The following is a 22,681-nucleotide window of genomic DNA, read 5'->3' on the forward strand; positions in this document are numbered from 1 at the left end:
TTCGCCGGGCGCCATCGTCGCCCGGCGAAACGGCTATTCCTCATGGTGCGGATGCTGATGTGCTGAACTACGCTTTGCGGCGGCTCCTGATGTTGCCCGTCGTTCTCTTCGCCCTCTCGCTGATGCTTTTCGCGCTGCAGATGTCGCTGTCGCCGACACAGCGCCTGGCAGCGTATGCGCCGTCCCCGGACTTCCTCAAGGGCGGCCAGGACAGCATTCGCAGGATGATCGAGCAGTATGGGCTGAACGATCCCTTCTACATTCAATACGGACGCTGGATCGGCAACATCCTGACCGGCAATCTGGGCTGGTCCGAGACCGCGCGCCAGCCTGTTGCTCACGCGCTGGCTTCGCTGCTGCCTGCGACCCTGGAACTGGTCCTGCTGGCGTTCATTCCTGGCTTTCTGCTGGCCATCTACCTGGGCTCGCGGGCTGGCATCCATCTCAACCGTTGGCCGGACCATCTGATCCGTATCTTCACCATCCTGGGCTGGTCATTCCCGGTCTATGTCTTCGGGCTGCTGATGCTGCTGATCTTCTACTCCGCACTTGACTGGTTCCCGCCCGGGCGCCTCAGCCAGTGGGCCCAGGCTGCCGTCACCTCGCCGGGCTTCACCCGCTACACCGGCGCGAACACGATCGACGCGCTGCTCAACGGCAATCTCGCCATTTTCTGGGATTCGCTCAGGCATCTCGCTGCCCCCGTCATCACCCTGACCTACGTCAATCTTGCCAATATGACGCGTGTCATGCGCACGTCTATGCTGGAAACGCTTCGCCAGGACTATGTCCGCACGGCACGCGCAAAGGGCATGCCCCGGCGCGTGGTGGAACTGCATCATGCCAGGCGCAACGCGCTGCTACCGGTCACGACGATCGCCGGAATGGAACTCGCCGCCATGATGGGTGGCGTCGTCATCACCGAAACCATCTTCGACTATGCGGGCCTCGGCCAGTTCGCGGCCAAGACGGCCGCCAACCTGGATTTTCCGGCCGTGCTGGGCTTCGGGCTCTACTTCGCGGTCGTTCTCGTGGTGCTGAACCTGGCCGTCGACATGATCTATCCGCTGCTCGATCCGAGGGTAAAGACGCGATGAGAGCGCTTGGCTATCTGAGGCGTAATCCGATCTCGCTGGTCGGGGTGCTGCTGTTGCTGGCATTCGTGCTGGTTGCGATTTTCGCGCCAGTGCTTGCACCGCCGCAGGAATTCCAGATGTCGGTATACGACACGCCGAGAGCGGGCTTCCTGGCAACGCCGCAACCGCCGTCGCCCGAGGCGATCTTCGGAACAACCGAAGGCCAGTACGACATCTACTACGCCGTGATTTGGGGCACCCGTACGGCATTCAAGATCGGCCTCGGCGTCGTCGCCATCTCAGTGCTGATCGGCACGATCATCGGATCGCTTGCTGCCTTTTACGGCGGCATCGTGGACGAAGTACTGATGCGTATCGTCGACGTCTTCATGGCGGTTCCCTTCCTCATCGCCGCCATGGTGCTGACTGCCCTGCTCGGCAAGGGGCTCGGACCGATAACCGTCGCGCTGACGACTTTCGGATGGATGGGTTATGCGCGTGTGGTGCGCAGTGAAATCCTGCGGATCCGCGAGATGGATTTCGTCAATGCGGCGAGAAGCTACGGGGCCGGCGACTTCAGGCTGATCGTGTTCCACATCCTGCCCAACGCGTTCTTCCCTGTGCTGGTTCTGGCTACCATGGCCACGGGTTCGATGGTGCTGACCGCGTCCGCCCTGAGCTTCCTCGGAGTGGGAACGGAGGAGGGCTATGCCGATTGGGGACAGTTCATCGCCTATGCGCGCAACTGGATCGTCGGCCAGCCCGGCAATCCGTTCCAGTACTGGTACACGCTCGCCTTCCCCGGAGCCGCGATCTTCCTGTTCGTGCTGGCGTGGAACCTCGTCGGCGATGCTCTGCGCGACATTCTCGATCCCCGCCATACAAACTGAAATCAGGGAGTATCCTCGTGTCTTCGCTTTCCCCCCACGCCATCGAGCTTCTTGAAGACCTTATCCGCCACGAGGTGGAGGACAAGGCGATCCCGTCGATTTCCTATGCCCTGGTCGACAGGGACGGCCTCATGACGCACGGCCACATACAGCGGCACGATCGCCACTTCGACATGAAGGATGACACCTGTTTCCGCATCGGCTCGATCACAAAGACCTTCACATCGGTCGCCATCATGCAACTCGTGGAGAAGGGACTGGTCGACCTTGATGTCGATGTCTCGGAGTATCTGCCCGGTTTTCACCCGGTCAATCCATTCGCCGGGCGTGAAAGCGGACCTCACGGTTCCCAGGTCAGTCTGCGCAAGCTGATGAGCCACACCGCCGGTATCGTGCGTGAGCCCAAGAGCGGACATTACCTGGACTCGCACAAGCCGCCGCTGGCCGACACGGTCGCCGAGCTTGCCACGTCCACGCTGAAGCAGGACCCCAGTGCCGGCATCATGCACTATTCCAATGCCGGCATTGCCGTGGTCGGCATGGTGATCGAGCGGGTAACGCGAAAGAGCTATTCCGACTATATCACCGAGAGCATCCTGAAGCCGCTCGGCATGAACGACACGTCGTCCGGGATGGCTCCCGGCATCCGTGAAAGGCTGGCGCCGGCCGACATGTGGACGCTGGACGGGGATAGTCCCGCGCCGGTGTTCAATCTAGGCGGATCGCCCGCCGGCAACATCTTCTCCACCACTTCCGACATGGCCAACTATACGCGGTGCCTGCTGCGGGGCGGCTTCGCGCCCAATGGCGATTCCATTGTCAGCCCCGCATCGCTGCGCAAGATGTGGACCCCGATCGGCAAACGCCCGGAAGGTCACAACAAGGACCTCAACGGGTATGGGCTGTGCTTCGGCGTCGGCGACATGGACGGATGGACCTCCGTCGGGCATGGCGGCGCGGTTTATGGCTATGCGTCACAGATGATGCTTCTGCCCAGGGCCGGTTTCGGCGTCCTGATCTTCGCCACGCTTGATTTCGCCAATCAGATAGCCTCCAGGCTCGCGGGCGATGGCTTGCGCATCGCTCTTGCCGATTGCGGCATGGGACGCATGCCGCTTCGCAGCCAGATCCCGCCGGCCATCACCGAAGACCAGTTCGCAAGCCTGCCCGGCCTCTATCGTCATGAGATGGGCGGCGAGGTTGTCGAGGTGAAGAACAAGGACGGCAAGCTCTATCTGATGGGGGAGGGCGTGCCGCTGCAGATCCGCCCGGTCTCGGGCAACGACTTCGTCATCGACGGACGCATCTATGGTCGCGGCGCCGACTACGCACATATGAACCTGTCCTTCTCCAAGGCCAACCACCTGACCTGGAAAGGAGCGAACTGGTCGCGTGTCGATAGTCTGCCTGTCGAGAAGGTGCCGCCAGAGATCGCCCCGCACCTCGGCGAGTACGGGCCGGATTTCAACATCACCTATCTAACATACAGCCATGGCCAGCTGAAATGCCTGATCGAGTATTTCTGTACCCATACCTGCGAGCCGGTGGATGCCGGCCGGTTCCGCATGCACGGGCTGCTCTACGAGGAGGAGATTCTCGAGCTGGGCGCCGTCGACGAGAATGGACGCCGCGGCATTCGCGTCGGGCCTATGTTCCTGGAGCGACGGCGGGCTGAAATGGCAGCCTGAGACGCCTTGGCCAAGGCAGCCATCTCTGCGCGGGACGCCTCCACCACAAGAGCCCGGACGCCGTTGAAGCCGCGTGCGCGGTGACACGACGACTTTCTCTGAAATCGAAAGGCAAGCACATGAAAGTCTTTATCAGCGCCGACATCGAAGGCACGGCGGGCATCACCAACTGGGACGAGGCGCGCAAGGGCAATCCCGACTATGCCGAGTTCCGGGAATACATGACCGACGAACTGGTCGCAGCCTGCGAAGGCGCCAAGGCTGCGGGTGCGACCGAAATCGTCGTCAAGGACGCCCATTCGACGGCGCGCAACCTTATCCTGTCCAAGCTTCCAGCCTATGTCCGCATCGTGCGCGGCTGGAGCGGTCATCCGGATGCGATGATGTTCGGCATCGATGACACCTTCGATGCCGCTCTCTATACCGGCTACCACAACAAGGCCGGCACCGACACGAATCCGCTGGCACACACGTTGACCGGCACCGTGTCCAGGATGCTGATCAACGGGGAGGTGGCATCCGAATATACGCTGAACGCGCACTGCGCCGCCCGTTACGGCGTGCCTTCGGTCTTTCTGTCTGGCGATGCCGGCATGTGCGGTGAGGCGAAGGCACTGGTGCCCGAGATATCAACCGTCGCAACCAGCGAAGGCTTCGGACCGGCGACGTCGTCTCTCTCGCCTCAAGGCTCGGTCAAGGCCATACGCGAGACCGTGGAGGCCTCGCTTTCGCGCGATCTGTCGAAATGCCTGCCGAAGCTGGCCGACCGGTTCGAGCTCATCGTCGAATACACCACCCCCATCGAGGCCTACAGAGGAAGCTGGTACCCGGGCATCGAACATCCCGCCGCACGCACGCTTCGCTTCGAGGCAAACAATTTCTTCGACATCCAGCGCGCGATACGATTTGTCGTCTGACCCGTCGGGATGGCCGTCGACCATGATGTCCGCAGGGCCGGCCAGCCAATCGGTCGTCGCGACCTTGGCAAGGGGACCATCTCACAGGTGGATTGCGATCAGAAATAGGTCTTGAGCGCGCCGACGATCTCATAGGCATCATCGACCAGGAAAAGAATCTGCCATTTGTCGAAGGTTGTGCAGGGATGCGACACGCCCAGTCCGATGCGATCGCCGACTTTTACCGAAACCGTCGCCGGGACGCGCATATAGGCGTGCTGGTCGTTGCTTGCGAAGATCTCACAGTCCGCCAGCGTTTCGGGCGAACCGCCATCGCGCGACACGAGAAGCGGTACCGGCAGTCCGGAGTCGGTTCCGAAATCCCGCTTGCCGGCGGTCAGGATGGCCAGCCCCGGTTCAGGGCAGGACTGGACATAGGTCCATACTTCCAGCGCGTTGACCAGACCTTCGTTCTCGCCGGTCGCGGCGAGGATGCGCTTCTGCTCGGCCTGGTAGATGCCGCTGTCATGGCTGACATAGCAGCCGCTGCGCGTCATCACCTGCGCGCCGCTGCCGGAGAGGCGATCGAGTACGATGTCGTAGAACGACGAACCGCCCGCCGTCACGATCGGTGGCGCGCGCTCAAACAGGTTTTCGCCGGCGCATGCTTCGTAGAGCGCGCCGATCTCGTCGACGAAATCCGTAACTGCCCGTGCCGGGCCACCGTCCTTCGGCTTGATCAGTCCCTCGAAAGCCTCGACGCCGCAGAGCCGCAGTTGCGGCGCCGCATGCGCGGCACGCGCGACCTCGAGTGCCGTGTCGTTGTTGCGGCAACCGGTGCGGCCGCCCGGATAGCCACGCTCGACCAGCACCTGGATCGGCCGCGAGGCTGTTCCGGCGCGTCCAACCGCCTCGCTCGCCAGGCGCACGGCATCGAGGCTGTCGATCAGCATGTAGAAGTCGAGGCCGTGCGAAGCGTTCAGCTCGGCGACCAGAGCGTCCAGTTCCAGCCGTCCGACGAGCTGGTTGGCAAGCACGATGCGATCGATGCCGAACCGACGGCAAACCTTCATCTGGTGCAGCGTGGCGACGGTCACGCCCCAGGCGCCGTCGCGCAATTGCCTCTGCATGATCTGAGGGCACATCGTCGTCTTGACGTGCGGCGCGATGACCGCGTCGCGCTTCGCGAGGAAACGCTGCATCCAACGCGAATTGTGGTCGAGCGCGGACTCCCTGATGACCGCTGCCGGCAGCGGCACGTCACCGCGCAGGAGGTTCCAGCCCATCGAACCGACATCATGAAGACGGACCGCGACGCCAGGCGGAATGGCCTTGGTGGTTTCGTCCAGCACCAGATCGTCGAGCGGGTGAAGATGCATGTGAAATTTCCGATTCTGGGTCACCCGCCGGAGGCCGCGCGAATGCGGCTTGGCGCAGCTCTTACATGGTCAAGGTGCTTGCGGAAATCATACAATAGTTTGATGATGAGAAAAGATTTTTCTTAAACGAAAAGATGGGTATGAGGACGAAAGAATGCGCATTTTCATAGCGGGCATGGACACCGAGACCAACACGTTCGCGCCCATCCCGACCGGCTACCACAGTTTCGAAGAAATGGGCATTGCGCGGGGCGACGCTACGTCGAAGGCGCTCAACGAGCCGTCTTGCCAGCTGTTCGTGTGGCGCCAGCGTGGCGAGGCGGACGGCCACGAGATCGTCGAGAGCCTGTGCGTCTGCGCCGAGCCTGGAGGCATAACCATCCGCAAGGTCTATGAGCAGTTCCGCGACGAGATCCTCGCCGAACTTAAAGCGGCCATGCCGGTCGATTGCGTGCTTCTGGCGCTGCATGGCGCTTTCGTCGCGGAAGGCTATGACGATACCGAGGGTGATCTTCTCGCGCATGTCCGAGCTATTGTCGGCCCCGACATCCCGATCGGGGCAGAGCTGGATCTGCACTGCCACACAACCCAGAAGATGGTCGACAACGCCACCGCTATCGTCGCCTACAAGGAATATCCGCACACCGACATCATGGATCGTGCCGGCGAGCTCTACCGCATTATCGTCGACACGGTGGAGGGCAAGGTCAGGCCGGTGATGGCGCTTTACGACTGCCGCATGATCAGCACCTTCCGAGTGCAGGAGCAGCCGATGCGCGGCTTCGTTGATGGCATGACTGCCGCCGAAGCCGAGCCAGGCATACTGTCAGTGTCGCTCGGACATGGCTTTCCGCATGGCGACGTCGAGGACGTCGGAGCCCGCATGCTGGTCGTCACCGACGATGACAAGTCGCTTGCCGAGCGGACCGCCGAAAGGTTCGGCAAGCAGCTTTTTGCCTTGCGCAACGACCTGATCCCGAAATTCCTAGGCATCGACGAGGCGCTCGACATCGCGCTCGCCGAGCCGCAAGGGCCGGTCGTCATCGCGGATGTTTCGGACAATGCCGGCGGCGGCGCACCGGGGGACTCCACCTACATCCTGCGCCGGCTGATAGAGCGCGGCATCGGAAACGTAGCCAGCGCCATGTACTGGGATCCGATCGCCTATCGCTTCTGCGTCGAGGCGGGGATCGGCGGTACCATAAACCTGCGGGTCGGCGGCAAGTGCGGCGTGTTCTCGGGTATGCCTGTCGATCTGCGCGTTACAGTAAAAGGCCTCGGCCGCGAGCTGACGCAGCTGTTCGGCACCATGCCCTGGCCACTCGGGGATGCGGCATGGGTCACCACCGACGGCGGCATCGACCTGATCATCAACACGGTACGCACGCAGGTCTTCCATCCGGACTGCATGACCGCGCTCGGTCTCAATCCAAGCGAGCGACGCATCGTCATCGTCAAATCCAATTACCATTTCCAGGCTGGCTTCGCACCGATCGCCAAGCGCATCCTGTTCTGCGCTCCGCCCGGTGCGACGCAGCCCAACTTCGCCGCGATCCCCTACACAAAGCTCAAGACGCCCTATTGGCCGAAAGTGGAAAACCCATTCGCGGCAGATGCGGCTTAAGCAATCGCATCATTCGGGGGAGAAAACACCGGCAGCGGCGCCGTGCGCGGTAACGCCGTATCGTCTACGCGCGTGACCAGATGACAGCGGACTGTTCGCAATCCGTCGGCGGGTACCAGAACCTGCGGCAGTTCGCAGCCGGTCGTTGCGGAAGGGCAGCGCTCCCGGAAGAAGCAGCCGGTCGGCAGTGCACGGTTGCTCGGCAATTCGCCGGCGCGCGGTGCGATCGAGGTCAGTGGACGATCGAAACTCGGAACGGCATCGAGGAGCGTCCTGGTATAGGGATGCCTGGGAGCGTCAAGCACGTCGAGCGCCGGGCCTTCTTCGACGATCTGGCCGAGATACATGACGGCGACACGATCGGCCACGTGGCGCACCAGCGACACGTCATGCGAGATGAGCACATAGGATAGTTTGCGCTCCGCCTGCAGCGACAGCAGCAGATTGACGATCTGCGCCTGCACCGACACGTCCAACGCCGAGGTCGGCTCATCGAGGACCAGCAGCGCCGGTTCGACGGCGAGCGCCCTGGCAATCGCGATGCGCTGGCGCTGGCCGCCCGAGAACTCGTGTGGATAGCGATCGACATGCTCCGGCCGCAAGCCGACCGAGACCGCCAGTTCGGTTGCCCGCTCGATCAACTGTTTGCGGGTGTAGCCGCCGCGAATGTGCAGAGGTTCCGTGATCAGCCGCCAGACCGGAAGACGCGGATCAAGCGACGATTGGGGGTCCTGAAAGATGATCTGCAACTGGGTGCGCCCTGCGCGGTCCCGTTCAGTTCCCCTGAGTTTGATCGCACCCGCGGAAATGTCCGTCAGGCCGAGGATCGCCTGTCCAAGCGTGGTTTTTCCGCAGCCGGATTCCCCGACAATACCGATGGTCTCGCCTTCGGTCACGCTGAACGACACACCGTTGACGGCATGGACGTCGGTGCCACCGAACCAGCCCGAGGTGACACGGTAGCGGACTTCCAGGTTTTCGACGGAGAGAAGCGGAGGCTCGGTCACGCGGCTTGCGCCTCCTCGATACTGCGCCAGCAGGCGGCGCGGCGGGCCGGCTCTATGGCAGCCAGCGGCGGCACCGAGACGCAACGATCATTCGCCTCGCGGCAGCGCGCTCGAAAGAGGCAGCCGGCAGGCGGGTCAAGCAGGTCAGGCAAGGTGCCGGGGATCTGTTCCAGCGGCTGCTTAGGTGGTGCCAGCCCCGGCAGACAGCGTATCAAGGCACGCGTGTAGGGATGGGCTGGCGCCGCCAGCACCGACGCGGTCGTCCCGGCTTCCGCGACCCGTCCCGCATAAAGCACGTAGAGCCGGTCGCAAAGCTGCGACACCACGGCCATGTCATGCGATATGAAAACAACGGCCGTTCCTGTGCTCATCGCCTTGTGTTTGATGAGGTTCAGGATCAGCGCCTGCACCGTCACATCGAGTGCCGTCGTCGGCTCGTCGGCGATGATGAGCTTGGGTTCGCAGGAAAAGGCCATGGCAATCAGCACGCGCTGTCGCATGCCTCCGGAAAGCTCGAACGGATAGGCCTGCATCATCCGTTCCGGCTCGCTGATCAGCATGTCGCGCAGTAGGCCTGAGGCTTTGCTCGTCGCTGCCGCGTCGTCGAGACGCTGGTGACGGCGGATGACCTCGACGATCTGCTCGCCGATCCGTCGGGTCGGGTTGAGGGCGTTCATAGGCTCCTGGAAGATGGTCGACACCAGCCGCCCGCGCACATGCTGGAGTTCGCGCTCGCCGAGCTTCATCGGATCGCTGCCGAACAGACGGATGCCGCCGCCGGTAATGTGCGCGCTCCCTTTGGGCAAGAGCCGCGTCGCCGCCATCATGGTCACTGATTTGCCGCACCCGGATTCCCCCACGATGCCGACGATCTCGCCGGCACGGACATTGAGGCTGATCCCGTTCAGCGCCTTGATCGGCCCGCGATAGGTACGGAACTCAAGCGAAAGGTCGGAGATTTCGAGCAGGACATCGCCGGAAGGTTCTGTCATCGGCCACCCAGCCTCGGATCGAGCATGTCGCGCAATCCGTCACCCAGCAGGTTGAAACCCATCGCGCTGATCAGAATGGCCAGGCCGGGAAAGGTGACATACCACCACTGGTCGAGGAAATAGTTGCGCCCGCTCGACACCATGGAGCCCCATTCAGACGTTGGCGGCTGGGCGCCGAGGCCGATGAAGCTCAACGCCGCGGCCGTCAGGATGGTGCCGCCGAGATCCAGTGTTGCCTGAACGATGATGGGTGACAGGGCGTTGGGCAGTATGTGCCAGCGCAGCATGTAGGCAGGCGAAGCCCCGAAGCTGCGCGATGCCTTCACATAGGTGCGGTTGCGCAGCGACAGCGTCTGCCCACGCGCCAGCCGCACATAGGCGGGTACCCGCACCACGGCGACGGCCAGCATGGCGTTGAACAGGCTCGGTCCCAACGCGGCGGCCAGCGCCATGGCGAGGATAAGTGCCGGCAGCGCCAGGAAGACGTCCATCAGCCGCATGATCGCGGTATCGACGATGCCGCCGACAACGCCGGACAGGCAGCCTATGATCGAGCCGATGACGGTCGAGATGATGACGATGGCAAAGGCGATGCCGCAGGAAGCGCGCGCGCCGAAGAGCACCCGCGAAAACAGATCGCGCCCGACCTCATCGGTGCCGAAGAGGTGCTGGAAGCTAGGCGCGGCAAGCCTTGCTGAAAGTGAAATCTTGTCGGGCGGATATGGCGCCAGCAGGGGTGCGGCCATGATCACGAACAGCACCACCAGCGCGATCGCTGTGCCGATCAGAGTGAGGGGACTCCCCTTCACGCGATACCACAACCGTCCCATGCGAAGCCGCGATGCCGGCCGGGGCGCTATGGCGATGCCATCCGCCGCCATCAGCCGAGCTCCCTGATCTGTGGATCGAGCACCATATAGGTCAGATCGACCGCGAGATTGATCAGCACGTACCCCAGCGAAGCGACAATGGTGAAGCCCATGATCGCGGGAAAATCCAGCGTCTGGATCGATGACACCACATAACTCCCCATGCCTGGCCACGCGAAGATCGTTTCGGTCAGCACCGCGCCGTAGAGCAGATCCCCGAAGGCGAGGCCAAGCAGCGTCACCGACGGGATCAGGGCATTGGGCAAAGCGTGCCGCAGGATGACCGCCGACCGCGACAAACCGTTCGCACGCGCGGTGCGCACATAATCCTCCTGCAGGACGTCCAGCATCGAGGCCCGGATCTGGCGCGTGATGATGCCGAGATTGGCGAAGGCGAGGACAAAGGCCGGCAGGATGAGGTGATAAAGCGACGACCGGAAGGCTTTCAGGTCGCCGGCGACAAGCGAGTCGACCAGGAAGAAGCCGGTGATACGCGGTGGCGCGGCGATGCCAAGCGTGATGCGGCCGCCTCCCGGAAGGATCGGTATCTTGACATAGAACAGCAGGATGAGCGCCAGCCCGAACCAGAATACCGGCATTGAAATGCCTGCGACCGACACGACACGCGCTGCCTGGTCGACAGGTCCGTCCTTGTAGATTGCCGAAAGCACACCGAGCGGCACGCCAATCATGATCGCCATCACCAGCGCGGCTATGCCGAGCTCAAGCGTGGCGGGCAGGAACAGGGCAATATCGCCAGCCACCGGACGCCGCGTCCGCAAGGACTGGCCGAGATCGCCCGACAGGAGCTGCTTGACGTATATGACAAACTGCTGGGTAACGGGTTTGTCCAGACCAAGCTCCTGCCGCACATGCGCCAATGTCTGGGCTGAAGCCTTGTCACCGGCGATCAGCTGCGCCGGATCGCCGGGGATCAAATGCGAAATCGTGAAGGTGATGATCGCGACACCAGCCACCACGAACACCAGCAAGACGAGGCGCCGAAGGATCGTTGAAATGAGCGACATACCTTCGGCGCCGTTTTCTTATTCGGACTTGGACATATCGGCGATGTTGTAGACCTGGATCAGCATCGGATTGTAAACGTACCCCTTCACTGAGGATCGCATGGCGAAGATGTCGTTCTTCTGGAACAGAAGGACGTATGGTGCATCGTCGTTGGTGATCTTCTGCGCGTCGATATAGAGCTGCTCACGCTTCTTCTGGTCGACGGTCGCGAGCGCCTGGGTGATCAAATCGGTCACTTTCGGGTTTTCATAGAAGGCTCGGTTGCCGGGAGCCCCCATCTTGGTCGGGTCGAACCAGATGTTCATGAACATGAACGGATCGGCGAAATCCGGCGTCCAGGCACCAGTCGCGATGTCGTAGTCGCCCTTGGCGACCAGCTCGCGCTTGGTCGTGTCGGCGACATTCTTCATATCCATCGTGACGCCGATTTCGGCGAGCGAAGCCTGCAGCGCAAGACCCACCGGCTCCCAGGCGGAGTCAGCCTGTGAATAGGTGAAGCTGATGTGCAGATTGGAAACACCGGCGTCGGCAAGCAGCTGCTTGGCCTTCTCCAGATCGTAGCTGTACTGCATGCCCTGCGGGTCATGGCCCCACATGCCGTCCGGGACAGCTCCGCGCATCTGTTCGGCCTGGCCCTGCATGACGCCATCGACCAGCCCCTTGTAGTCGGCTGCATAGGATATGGCCTGACGGACCTTCGGATTGTCGAAGGGCGCTTTCTTGTTGTTCAGATAGAGATAGACGACATAGAGGCTGGGATTGCTCTCAATGACCACCCCGGCGCTTGATTTCATGGCCTCGGCCTGGTCGACCGGAACCTGGTCGATCAGGTCTGCGTCTCCGTTCTCCAGTTGCAAGCGGCGCGATGACATCTCGCGTACGATCTTGAAGATGACCTGCTTGAAAGCCGGCGCCTTGCCGGCATAGTGGGGATTGGGATCGAGCGTGATCTGCTGGTTGCGCTCCCAGGCCGAGATTTTGAAAGCGCCGCTGCCGGCGCTGTGCTCGGCGAGCCAGGCTTTCGCGTCGTCGCCGTTGACCGCGTGCTCTTGCGCCTTCGGATTGATGATCGACCCGGCCGAAGTGGCGAGCGCCGACAGGAACGGTGCAAATGGCGCCGATAATTCGAACTTCACGGTCTGCGGGTCGACAATGACGACATCCTTGACGGTCGGGAACATGTCGCCCGGGCCAGCCGCCAGCTTCTTTACGCGGTCGAATGAATATTTGACCGCGGCGGCATCGACCGGCGAGCCATCGTCGAACATGTGTCCCGACGCCAACTTGAATGTCCAGCTTAGGTTGTCGGGTGCCGTGGTCCAGCTCTCGGCAAGCTCCGGAACGACCTCGGTCTTGCCGCCGTCGTACTTCACCAGCCGCTCGTAGGCAGGAAAGATCAGTGTATATCCGTTGTTGCTGACCTCGACGCCTGGGTCAGCCGTGGGCGGATCCTCGGCCTTGTCGATAACCAGGACATCCTTGTCAGTGGCCCAGCTCGGTGCCGCAAAGGTCAGGGCTGTCAAAGCGGCAAATGCCGCAAAAGTCGGCAGGCGACGTAACAACATCATGCGCTCCCCTCGAGCTTGTGTTTTGCATCTCTCACGGGACGAACCGAGGGATGCCTTACACCCACGCTAACACCCGCATCCCGGATGGCAAGCCGATTTTTCGGATAGGAAAGGAATTTTTCTATTTAGCCAAGTGTCATTTCAGCTTCGACGATCTCGCGCTCGTCATGAGGGCGCATACCTTTGGCGCCCTTGATGAGGGTTTGCTCCGGCTGGCCGGATGCCGATGTACATACGCACAGGATCCGCGCCGGCGTGTCACCGACGCTGACATAGGCATGCCCCATGGTGCTTTCGAAGTAGACCGACTCTCCTGCTTTCAGCCTCAGCGTTTCATAGACGTCGGTATGCAACTCGACCTCGCCTTCGAGAACATAGGTGAACTCCTGGCCGGGATGCCGAATGAGCTCGCCGAACGTTTCGATGCTTTGCTGGGTGATCGACCCCAGCATAGGGATCATTTCCTTGCGCGACAGCTCCGTGCACAGGAAACGATAGACGTAGTTGGGAGTTTCGACGATCCGCCCGTCTTCAAGCCGGCAGACGGCACGCGCGCCATGCGCTATGGGAGAGGCGCTGGCCTTTCTCATGCCGAAGAGCTCGGTTATGTCGACTCTTAGCCCCTGGGCAAGCTGCAGCAACTTGTCATAGGTAAGCGACATCTGGTTGTTCTCGACCTTCGACAACGTCGATATGGCGAGCCCCGACATCTGCGCGACCTGCGTCAGCGTCCAGCCCCGCTCCCGCCGCAGCACTTTGAGGCATTCTCCCAGACTTGGCTTCGAATCGCTCATGGCAGACCCTTTTTGACGTTGCCCGCAGTCTAGAGTTGAGACTGAACAAAGTCGACTCGCAAGCGACGCTGCCTTTATTATAGGAAAAGTATTTGACCGATCAGAAATATTCTGCTTGGCTGCCCGCACTTGAGCGAGAGAGGCTATGCAGGACGTTCTTATCATCGGTGGCGGCATAGCTGGCGCCTCGGCGGCGTTCTTTCTTGCGCATGGTCGACAGGTCACAGTGCTTGAAGCCGAGGCCCACTGTGGCATGCACACTACCGGACGGTCCGCCGCGCTATTCAGCGAGGGTTACGGGAATGCCGCCATCCGCGGCTTTACACGGGCCAGCCGCCAGTTCTTCCTGGAGCCGCCGCACGGCTTCTGTGATGTACCCTTGCTGACACCTCGCGGTGCAATGCTGATCGGCACGGACGGGCAGAGGCCAAGGCTGGAAGCGTTGTTTGCAGAGACGGCTAGGGAATCGGTAACAGCCGTGGAATGGCTCGACCCCGACGCTTCCCGATCGGTCATTCCAATCCTGCGACCTGATTACAAGGCGAGCGCGTTTCTCGACCGCTCGGCGATGGATATCGATGTCGATGCACTTCATCAGGGCTTTTTGCGGGGCGCACGTCGTCAGGGTGCGCAGGTCGTCACCAACGCGCGGGCCGAGGCGATCGAGCGCGTCGGTGGAACATGGATTGTCACGACCCCGGTCGGCGTCTTCGACGCACCTGTACTTGTCGACGCGGCTGGTGCCTGGGCGGACCAGGTGGCCGCCATGGCGGGAGTCGCGCCGCTTGGCCTGGTCCCGAAACGGCGAACGGCAATGCTTGTCGAAACGCCACCCGGCCTCAACGCCAATGGCTGGCCGGGCGTCATCGATGTCGACGAGATGTTCTATTTCAAGCCATCCTCAGGAAAGTTGTTGCTCTCACCGGCCGATGAGACACCCAGCGAACCGTGCGACGCTCAGCCCGAAGAGATCGACATCGCCATCGCGGTCGATCGCATTCAACACGCCGCCGATCTCCCAGTAACGCATGTTTCGCGCAGTTGGGCGGGGTTGCGGTCGTTCTTTGCGGACAAGACGCCGGCGGTTGGTTGGGACACCCGTGCTGAGGGCTTCTTCTGGTTGGCTGGACAAGGCGGCTACGGCATCCAGACCGGACCCGCGCTCGGCCAGCTGACCGCGTCTCTGGTGATCGGAAACGATCTGCCCAAACCATTTCTCGGTGAAGGCGCCGACCCCACCCTATTGGCGCCTGCCCGGTTTCACGCCGCGACCAGCCTGAATGACGGTTGAGGCGCCCATGTTGCCGGATACGATCCCTCGATCACGCTTTGTCACACGTCCACGCCGCTTGAGGCGATGAATGCACTGTCGGGCCACCTTGGCGGCCCGGATTTCATGCCCTCGGCAAAGACGCCCCGACAACTGGCCCATGCCGAACCCATGGCGCGCGAGGCGATCGATTTGGGTGAAGCCGTCGAGCCTGAGCCTTGGGCAGGCTGGCGACCATGCATGCCGGACATGCTTCCGGTCGTTGGCGCCGTCCCGGAAAAGCCTGGCCTATGGTGTAATTTTGGCCACGGCCATCAGGGATTTACGCTGGGACCCACAAGCGCCCGGCTGTTATCGGAACTGGTACACGGCAGAGCCCAAGATAAGGTTTCTCAAGCTTTGTCACCTGGCCGATACCTCTGAACCGACGGGCATGCCTGCGACAGGCATCCCGTCACTTTTGACTGTGTGCTTATATCTCTGATATCGCAGCGTCGGCTTGCTCTGAGCAAGAACTAGACCTGACAGGGTTTTGGATGGTGGGCATTCTCTAGTCGTCGTGTAAATCTCCGGTCCGTGAAATCTCCTTCGACTGCTTGGCGCGCTTCAAGCCCTGGCGAATCGCGGGTACCGTCGCTTTGAGGCTGCCGCGCGCCGAGGTGCGAGCTGGAGAGGGGAGCTCCGACTGGGGCACGTGGCCTCATCAACGCTGTGGATGTTCTCCGATGTGTCTGCGCCAATCCTCGATGAATGTACTTCGCTGGATTTCGTCCTGTGCGGCAAGAAGCGCCGGGCCGATGCGGATGGGGCGGCCGATCCCCGAGTCCATCAGTGCCTCGGGTCCGTCGACACCGACGGGCAGGGGGGCGTCCTCGGCAAAGAAGAATGAAGCGTCCTTCGCGACCTGCCGGCCGCGAGGCGATAGGAGATAGTTGAGGAAACGCTTGCCGAGATCTGGATGGGCCGCTGCAGCGGGAACCAAGGCACCCCGCGACAGAATGAGCGCGTAGTCCCGGGGCAGCACGATGCGCAGATCTGGATTGGCGAGCGCCGCCGCATAGGCGTAGGAGCCGAGCACGTTGTAGGCGATGCTGATCCGCCCCGCTGCAAGCTCGCCAAGCACTTCGTTGTTGCAGCAGCGCACGATGGTTTCCACGCGGCTCAGAGCTTCGAGCAGTCGCCCGTTTGCTGTAGGCGCCTGGCGGGAATCGTAGAATGCCAAAAGATAGCCGATGCCGGAAGCCTGAATATCGTAGGTTCCTATGCGTGCGCGGTAGGCGTCGGGCTTGCGGCGCAGGAGTTCCAGCAGCGCGTCGTGACTTCTCGGCACATCCTCGGGCGGAACCCAGCGCCGGTCGTAAACGAACACGACAGGTTCGAACGTGAAACCGAAAATCTCGTCCCGCCAATTCGCCCAGTCTGGCACACTCCGTGTTTCCGGCGAGTCGTGCCGTTGGGCGCAGCCATCGTTGGCGAGCCGAACCAACTGGTCGACCGACGAGGAGAGGAGGATGTCCGCCTCGGAGGTCCCCGCTCTGCATGCGTCCCGTGCCTCGCGGAAAAGATCGTTGGTGACGTAATCCAGGTAGTCGATCCGGATGTTAGGGTTGCCTGCCTGGAAATCGCGCAGCAGCGGTCGCATGGCCTCAAGATCCGTCGCCGCGTGGATGACCAGGTGGCCCGTCTCCTTCGCTGTCGCGGGGAACGTCTCGCTTTCACCCTCCAGGGCGCCGGCAAGGGTGGGGACCAGCCAAGCGAGCCCGGCAAGCGCGAGGGTGCGAATGCGCGCTGTCATGGCTGCCCTCCCACTAGCGGCAACTCCAGATAGACACAAAACGGCTCGTTTTCAGATCGCTTGCGGAAACCGAGCTGGCCACGCAGGACCGTCGCGACTTCCGACGCGATGGCGAAACCGAGCCCCGAAGACCCGCGCGCATCCGGGCTTCGCGAATAGAAGCGGCTAATGACATTTGGCCAATCGTCCTCCTTGATTCCCGGTCCATCGTCGATCACCTCGATTCGACCGAAATTTTCTCGCTGACGCACGCGCACCTCCAATTTGGCGATCGCGCCATGACGCAGCGCATTGTCGATGACGTTGACGACCGCCTCCCGAAGGCTGAGGACGTCGCCCATGGCCATGAGGTCTTCATCTGCCGGCTCGAAGGAGACGATAATGTCGGGATCCACAGTGATCGGGACGGCGTTACGAAATGCCATGCGCGCGACATCGTTCAGCGAGACGGGCGCCAGCTGGACTGAGTCGAAGCGGTGGATGACCATTGCATGGTTGAGAAGCTGATTGGTGAAGCCCGCCAGTTCGAGAGTGCGGCTTTGAACGCGCTTCAGATGACGGCGATCTTCCGGCGCAAGCTTCTGCTCGTCGATCAGGCTCACCTGCGCGGAAAGCGCCGTCAGCGGCGTGCGGATCTGGTGGGCGCTGTCGGCGATGTAGCGCTGTAGCAGCTTAATGCGCTCGTCAAGGCGGATGATGAAGTAGTTGATGGACGTAACAAAGGGAGACAGTTCGTCGGGCACCGCGACCGTGAGAGGGGTAAGATCCTGCGGGTCGCGCTGACGGAGCGCGGCGGCGAGGTCATCGACTGGCCGCAGCGAGTAGCGCACCGCCAGCGCTGTCCCGGCGACGGCAAAGAGGCTCATCAGCGCGACCAGCATCGTCGCCCGCGCCGTCAGCTCCGAGGCGAGCGCATGGCGGGCCTCGACGGTCTGCGCCACGACGACATAGGCCCAGCCCGGCCCTTCGGGCATGCTCATGGCGTGCGATACGGTTACGGTGCGCACCGGGGCGCCCAGATAGGTGTCATCACGGAAAATGGGGGCGGTGCGGCTCCCGGAAAGGTCCGCCTTGGCGGCCAGATCGGCATAGCCGGTAAGGGTCGCGCCCGAAGGGTCGATGACCCTGTAGAAGATGCGGTCATCATTGGCGAGCCCGAGAAGTTCGAACGCCGAGGGTGGAAGGACGAAGCGGAGATTTCCGTCGGCAACGTTGAGGCTCTCGCTCATCTGGAAGGCCGCGCCGAGGAGCAGCCGGTCATAGGCATCGTCCGCGGCGGCGCGCGCGTAAATCCAGGCGGCGGTGATGAGTGTTCCCGCACCCAGCGCCAGAACGACGCCGACGCGTCCCATCAGGCGGGAGAACAACGAACTCCTATGCGGCATCATCGGAGACCAGTTGATATCCGCTGCCCCTCAGTGTGACGATCCGCGCGCGCGCGCCTTCCAGTTTCTTGCGCAGGCGCCCGATGTAGAGTTCGATTGCGTTCTCGCCCGCGGCCTCCTCGAAGCCGAATAGCTGGTCAAGCAGTTCGTCCTTGCTGAAGACCTTGCCGGGGCGCGAGGCGAGGATCTCGAGTAGGACGATCTCGCGGCGCTTGAGCTGGATCTCGCGCTTGCCCACCATCACGTTGCGGTTGGTGCGGTCGAGCCTGATATCGCCGCAGATGATGACGTTGGTCGGCTCGCCACCGCTTCGTCGTCGCAGAAGGACACGCGCCCTTGCCTCCAGCTCGCGAAAGTCGAAGGGCTTGACCAAATAGTCGTCGGCGCCGAGATCGAGCGCGCTGACCCGGTCGTCCACCTCGGAGCGGGCCGTCAGCACAAGGACGGGGACGCCGCTCCCCGACTGGCGCAGCGTTCTCAGGATGGAAAAGCCGTCTACGCCGGGGAGCATAACGTCGAGAATCACCAGGTCGTATTCGGTGAAGCTCAGGATTTCCGACGCGGCAACCCCATCGGTCTCCCAGTCGACGGTGTGACCCGTCTGGTGGAAGCGACGACTAATCGCTTCGCCAACGTCATGAGTGTCTTCGACCAAGAGAATACGCACGTCTCATGATTGCACGCGTCCGGGCCTCCAACAAGTTGATGAAGGAACCCGTTCGCACCTTCGGCAGGAGCGTGACAGGATGGTGACAGGAACGCGGGTTACTTGTGATCGTGCCGGCCCGGTGGGAGCGAAGGGACCGGTCCGGGAGGAATCGGACATGTCCACTGACATGCTAGGCCAAATGGTCTGATGCAGTCAGCGGCGTGCGGAATTCTCTCGTTACCGCTCAAGATTCCGTGGGAGGAACCCGATGAAACAAGTTTTCAGCAGCGCCCTTTTTGGTGCGGCGATGGCCACTCTGGCGTTTGCAGCATCCGCACAGGCCGAACCGACGAAGCCGGAATGCATTGCCGGCGCCAAGCCCGGCGGCGGCTTCGACTTGACCTGCCGACTTGCGGCCAATGCTCTGCTCGAGACGAAGCAAATTTCCAAGCCCATGGCCGTCACCTACATGGAAGGCGGAGTCGGCGCCGTCGCTTACAATCACGTCATCGGCAAGCGTGGCAAGGACGGCAACGTGATCACCGCGGCGTCTTCCGGATCAGCGCTGCTCCTCGCCCAGGGCAAGTTCGGCCAGTATGATGAGAACGCCGTGCGCTGGCTCGGTGCGCTCGGCGCCGACTATGGCGTACTCGTCGTCGCGGCGGATTCGCCTTATAAGACACTCGGCGAACTGGTCGAGGCCTACAAGGCCGATCCGGCACGCTTTGCAATTGCCGGTGGCGGCGCCGTGGGCTCGCAGGACTGGATGAAGGGTTCACTGCTCGCCAAGGCGGCCGGGCAGGAGCCCAAATCCATGCGCTATGTCGCGCTTGAAGGCGGTGGCGCGGTTCTGACCGCCCTCGAAGGCGGCCATGTGAAAGTCGGTTCGGGCGATGCGGCCGAGATGGTCAAGCACCATGTTGCCGGCAAGGTCCGTATCCTTGCGGTCATGTCCCCGAAACGTCTGCCGGGTGACCTTGCGGATGTTCCGACAGCGCATGAACAAGGCTTCGACATCGATTGGCCGGTCTGGCGGGGCTACTATGTCGGCAAGGACGTCTCGGATGCGGATTACGACTGGTGGGTGGATGCTTTCAAGAAGGCTTCCGAAACGTCGGAATTTGCCAAGGAGCGTGAAGCGCGGGGCCTGTTCGAGTTCACCCTCCTTGGCAAGGACTTCGAGGAGCGCGTGAAGACGGATGTTGCCCGCTTCAAGATCCTCGCCAAGGAAGCCGGCATGTAACGCGACGCCCTCGTAGGCTCCCGTCAAGACACAAGGCGGACGACCCTCGCCATCGGCATGCCGATGACGAGGGGTCGGAAAGCGAGGAAGGCAGCGGACAGCGGCCGCGGTCTCGGAAAATAAAGGAATACCCATGTGTGATGAATCGCATCCCTCTCCGCGGGCCGTGCAGGTGATCGGCCGCGGCGCCGCCATATGTCTGCTCGCGCTTGCCGTCGCCTACGGTATTGGCGGAAGCGTCATCGAATATTCCTTCTCCTCCGATCCCCTAGGCCCGCGGGTCTTCCCCATAGCGCTCGCCGTAGTGCTCGGCCTGCTTGCTGTCTGGTATTTCTTCTCGCCTGGCCCTGCGGAGGGGTTTCCGTCCGGCGCTCTGCTTGCCCGCGTGCTCGCGCTGCCGGTTCTCCTGGTCGTTTCCATCGTCCTGTTCGAATCGGCAGGCTTTGCCGTTTCCATTTTCGTCCTAACGCTCGGCTCCGCACTTATCTTCGGTGCGCCGCCCGGTAAGGCGCTCATCGGAGCGGCCGGCCATGCCACCCTCTGGTGGGTCGTCTTCTCCTACCTGCTGGAAGTCTACCTGCCGGTCGGCACGCTATTCAGAGGCTGAGACAGGGTCGGAATCGGAAAGGTCAATTCCATGAACCTCGAGTATCTCTGGCAGGGCTTTGCGGTCGCTCTGACCGGGCAGAACCTGCTTGTCGGCCTCATAGGCTGCTTCATCGGTACGCTCGTCGGCGCACTGCCAGCCATCGGCCCCATCAACGGCATAGCCCTGCTGCTTCCCATTGCCTATACGATGGGCCTGCCGGCGGAGAGCACTATGATCCTGCTCGCGGCGATCTATTGTGGCGCCGAATATGGCGGCCGCATTTCGTCGATCTTGCTGAACGTGCCAGGGGATGCCGGCGCCGTCATGACGGCTATGGATGGCTATCCCATGGCACGCCAGGGACGCGCAGGAGAAGCACTCGCCCTCTCGGGCCTCGCCTCCTTCGTGGGCGGCATACTCGGTTCCATCGGCCTGGCGCTGTTCGCGCCCCTGCTGGCGGGTCTGGCGATCGGTTTTGGTCCCGCCGAATATTTCGTGCTGATGATGTTTGCCTTTGCGACACTGGGGTCGATGGTCGGCAGCTATCCTGCAAAGACGCTCATCGGCTGCACGCTCGGTCTGATGCTGGCAACGGTCGGTCTCGACGCAACGTCTGGGGCCTACCGATTCACCTTCAATGAGCCGGAGCTTGGCGACGGCATCGAGTTCGTCGTGCTCGTCATCGGCTTGTTCTCAATCTCCGAAGCGCTGATCATCCTGGAAAACCAGGGCCGCGGCATGACTGTAATCCGTGAACTGGGTCGGATGACCGCACGCATGAGCGATATCGTGAAATGCACCGGCACGACCCTGCGCAGCTCGCTCATCGGCTTCGTCATCGGTGTTCTGCCAGGTACGGGCGCCTCGGTCTCGAGCGCCATCTCCTACACGACGGCCAAGCGCTTGTCCGACACCGAAGGGACCTTCGGCAAGGGCGACGTGCGTGGTCTCGCCGCCCCCGAAGCGGCCAACAACGCGACGGCCTGTGGCGCCTTCGTGCCCATGTTGACGCTCGGTGTTCCCGGTTCGGGCACCACCGCTGTCATGCTTGGCGCACTGATGCTCTACAACATCCAGCCGGGCCCTATGCTACTCACCGAACGGCCCGAGATCGTAGGCGGTCTCGTCGCCTCGCTATTTGTAGGCAACCTGATCCTGCTGGCACTCAACCTGCCGCTCGTGCAGATATTCGCTCGCGTCCTGACCGTACCTAACTGGCTGCTCGTGCCGGGCATTTTGGTCCTGTCGGTCGTCGGCGTCTATTCCACTCACTCGTCGGTCTTCTCCATCTTCCTGATGATGAGCATCGGCATGGTGGGGTGGCTGCTGCGTAAGGCGGGCTTCGAGATGGCGCCCATCATCCTCGGCTTCGTACTGGGCCGGGTGATGGAGGTGAACCTGCGCAATGCCTTGGCGATCAGTGGCGGTGATCCGTCTATCCTCTTCAGCAGCACCATCTGCAACGTGCTCTGGGTTCTGGCCGCGGCCGTTGCCATCCTGCCTTTCTACCTGTCGCGGCGCTCCCGCCGGCGCAAGATGCTGATGGCCACCGAATGATGGGGCCGCCAGGCGAGCAGCGCCTTCCGTCAGCTCAAGTGGTCGATGCGCTGCGGTCGATCTGTCCAAGTTCGGGTTTGGGTGCCGATTGGGCGGATCGGGATCGAGCAACTGCTTGCCCTCGTCAACGACGACAGGGCGCCGTCGCGGGCGACAATCCGCGCCGCGAGGCCGATGCCCGCGCAATTCACGACGATCCGCGGCACCTGGCCCAAGGCGTCGCAGGCAGTTCCAAGGGCCGCTTCGACCTGCTCGGCCACGCCGACGTCGGCTGCGACGGCCACGCCGCCGATCTCGGCAGCAACCGTTGTGGCCCGTGCGTGGTCGAAGTCCAGCACCGCCACGTTGGCGCCGAGGGTGGCCTGCGCTGTGATCTCCATC

20 protein-coding genes and 1 pseudogene are annotated in these 22,681 nt (G+C 62.3%); 10 read left to right on the forward strand and 11 right to left on the reverse strand.

The genetic code is table 11. The features are described 5' to 3' along the window. Positions 1-89: 89 nt before the first annotated feature. From FJ546_RS10430 to FJ546_RS10445, 4 genes are all read left to right on the forward strand, one after another. Positions 90-1,097, forward strand: a complete 1,008-nt coding sequence (locus tag FJ546_RS10430) for an ABC transporter permease (RefSeq protein WP_246686802.1) — start codon at positions 90-92, stop codon at positions 1,095-1,097. Continuing rightward, positions 1,094-1,966 carry an ABC transporter permease gene (locus tag FJ546_RS10435; RefSeq protein WP_140889236.1) on the forward strand — a complete coding sequence of 291 codons (873 nt, stop codon included), beginning with the start codon at positions 1,094-1,096 and terminating at the stop codon, positions 1,964-1,966. Before FJ546_RS10430 ends, FJ546_RS10435 begins: the two co-directional genes overlap by 4 nt. A gap of 17 nt (positions 1,967-1,983) precedes the next feature. After that, entirely contained in the window at positions 1,984-3,654 is a 1,671-nt protein-coding gene (locus FJ546_RS10440; RefSeq protein ID WP_140889237.1) for a serine hydrolase domain-containing protein, read from the forward strand. A 119-nt stretch (positions 3,655-3,773) separates the two neighbouring features. Next, the gene (locus tag FJ546_RS10445; RefSeq protein WP_140889238.1) at positions 3,774-4,571 is read left to right on the forward strand and encodes a M55 family metallopeptidase; all 798 of its coding nucleotides are present in this window, start codon (positions 3,774-3,776) and stop codon (positions 4,569-4,571) included. 98 nt (positions 4,572-4,669) lie between these two features. On the opposite strand, the gene FJ546_RS10450 is transcribed toward FJ546_RS10445, so the two are convergent. After that, positions 4,670-5,929 carry an amino acid deaminase gene (locus FJ546_RS10450; protein ID WP_140889239.1) on the reverse strand — a complete coding sequence of 420 codons (1,260 nt, stop codon included), beginning with the start codon at positions 5,927-5,929 and terminating at the stop codon, positions 4,670-4,672. Positions 5,930-6,083: 154 nt separating this feature from the next. Here FJ546_RS10450 and FJ546_RS10455 point away from each other — a divergent pair, with 154 nt between their 5' ends. Then, complete coding sequence (locus tag FJ546_RS10455) at positions 6,084-7,553, forward strand: M81 family metallopeptidase (protein WP_140889240.1); 1,470 nt, start codon at positions 6,084-6,086, stop codon at positions 7,551-7,553. On the opposite strand, the gene FJ546_RS10460 is transcribed toward FJ546_RS10455, so the two are convergent. The 6 genes from FJ546_RS10460 to FJ546_RS10485 form a co-directional block, all read right to left on the reverse strand. Further along, positions 7,550-8,560: an ABC transporter ATP-binding protein gene (locus FJ546_RS10460; RefSeq protein ID WP_140889241.1), complete on the reverse strand. Its 1,011-nt coding sequence runs from the start codon at positions 8,558-8,560 to the stop codon at positions 7,550-7,552. The genes FJ546_RS10455 and FJ546_RS10460 overlap by 4 nt on opposite strands. After that, positions 8,557-9,552, reverse strand: coding sequence for an ABC transporter ATP-binding protein (locus FJ546_RS10465; RefSeq protein WP_140889242.1), 996 nt, complete (start codon positions 9,550-9,552; stop codon positions 8,557-8,559). Before FJ546_RS10465 ends, FJ546_RS10460 begins: the two co-directional genes overlap by 4 nt. Continuing rightward, entirely contained in the window at positions 9,549-10,433 is an 885-nt protein-coding gene (ddpC, locus tag FJ546_RS10470) for a D,D-dipeptide ABC transporter permease (protein WP_140889243.1), read from the reverse strand. Before ddpC ends, FJ546_RS10465 begins: the two co-directional genes overlap by 4 nt. Further along, positions 10,433-11,449: an ABC transporter permease gene (locus FJ546_RS10475; RefSeq protein ID WP_140889244.1), complete on the reverse strand. Its 1,017-nt coding sequence runs from the start codon at positions 11,447-11,449 to the stop codon at positions 10,433-10,435. Before FJ546_RS10475 ends, ddpC begins: the two co-directional genes overlap by 1 nt. 18 nt (positions 11,450-11,467) lie before the next feature. After that, on the reverse strand, positions 11,468-13,018 hold the full coding sequence (locus tag FJ546_RS10480; protein WP_140889245.1) for an ABC transporter substrate-binding protein: 1,551 nt from the start codon (positions 13,016-13,018) through the stop codon (positions 11,468-11,470). Positions 13,019-13,143: 125 nt separating this feature from the next. Next, positions 13,144-13,812 carry an XRE family transcriptional regulator gene (locus FJ546_RS10485; RefSeq protein WP_140889246.1) on the reverse strand — a complete coding sequence of 223 codons (669 nt, stop codon included), beginning with the start codon at positions 13,810-13,812 and terminating at the stop codon, positions 13,144-13,146. 145 nt (positions 13,813-13,957) lie between these two features. Here FJ546_RS10485 and FJ546_RS10490 point away from each other — a divergent pair, with 145 nt between their 5' ends. Together FJ546_RS10490 and FJ546_RS10495 are read left to right on the forward strand one after the other, a co-directional pair. Next, positions 13,958-15,103 carry an FAD-binding oxidoreductase gene (locus tag FJ546_RS10490; protein WP_140889247.1) on the forward strand — a complete coding sequence of 382 codons (1,146 nt, stop codon included), beginning with the start codon at positions 13,958-13,960 and terminating at the stop codon, positions 15,101-15,103. A gap of 120 nt (positions 15,104-15,223) precedes the next feature. Next, a pseudogene (locus tag FJ546_RS10495) lies at positions 15,224-15,505 on the forward strand (FAD-dependent oxidoreductase); the annotation flags it as partial. 280 nt (positions 15,506-15,785) lie between these two features. Here FJ546_RS10495 and FJ546_RS10500 read toward each other — a convergent pair. From FJ546_RS10500 to FJ546_RS10510, 3 genes are read right to left on the reverse strand one after another with little or no spacing between them, the layout of a single operon-like run. Next, the gene (locus FJ546_RS10500; RefSeq protein WP_140889249.1) at positions 15,786-16,877 is read right to left on the reverse strand and encodes an ABC transporter substrate-binding protein; all 1,092 of its coding nucleotides are present in this window, start codon (positions 16,875-16,877) and stop codon (positions 15,786-15,788) included. Beyond that, positions 16,874-18,244, reverse strand: coding sequence for a sensor histidine kinase (locus FJ546_RS10505; protein WP_246686803.1), 1,371 nt, complete (start codon positions 18,242-18,244; stop codon positions 16,874-16,876). The genes FJ546_RS10500 and FJ546_RS10505 overlap by 4 nt, the downstream gene beginning before the upstream one ends. Before the next feature lie 7 nt (positions 18,245-18,251). Beyond that, a complete protein-coding gene (locus tag FJ546_RS10510; RefSeq protein WP_140889251.1) occupies positions 18,252-18,929 on the reverse strand; it encodes a response regulator transcription factor in 678 nt (225 codons plus the stop codon). A gap of 250 nt (positions 18,930-19,179) precedes the next feature. On the opposite strand from FJ546_RS10510, the gene FJ546_RS10515 reads away from it, so the two are divergent. The 3 genes from FJ546_RS10515 (at position 19,180) to FJ546_RS10525 (ending at position 22,300) form a co-directional block, all read left to right on the forward strand. Continuing rightward, positions 19,180-20,154 carry a tripartite tricarboxylate transporter substrate-binding protein gene (locus tag FJ546_RS10515; protein WP_140889252.1) on the forward strand — a complete coding sequence of 325 codons (975 nt, stop codon included), beginning with the start codon at positions 19,180-19,182 and terminating at the stop codon, positions 20,152-20,154. Positions 20,155-20,287: 133 nt separating this feature from the next. Then, positions 20,288-20,761 (forward strand): tripartite tricarboxylate transporter TctB family protein, encoded by a 474-nt coding sequence (locus FJ546_RS10520; RefSeq protein ID WP_140889253.1) that lies wholly within the window; start codon positions 20,288-20,290, stop codon positions 20,759-20,761. A gap of 30 nt (positions 20,762-20,791) precedes the next feature. Further along, positions 20,792-22,300, forward strand: coding sequence for a tripartite tricarboxylate transporter permease (locus FJ546_RS10525; RefSeq protein WP_140889254.1), 1,509 nt, complete (start codon positions 20,792-20,794; stop codon positions 22,298-22,300). Between the two features lie 29 nt (positions 22,301-22,329). Here the strand turns inward: FJ546_RS10525 and FJ546_RS10530 are convergent, their stop codons facing one another. After that, positions 22,330-22,680 (reverse strand): hypothetical protein, encoded by a 351-nt coding sequence (locus tag FJ546_RS10530; RefSeq protein WP_140889255.1) that lies wholly within the window; start codon positions 22,678-22,680, stop codon positions 22,330-22,332. Between the last annotated feature and the right edge of the window lies 1 nt (position 22,681).

This window comes from Mesorhizobium sp. B2-4-19 (assembly GCF_006441315.1).
Classification (GTDB): Bacteria; Pseudomonadota; Alphaproteobacteria; order Rhizobiales; family Rhizobiaceae; genus Mesorhizobium.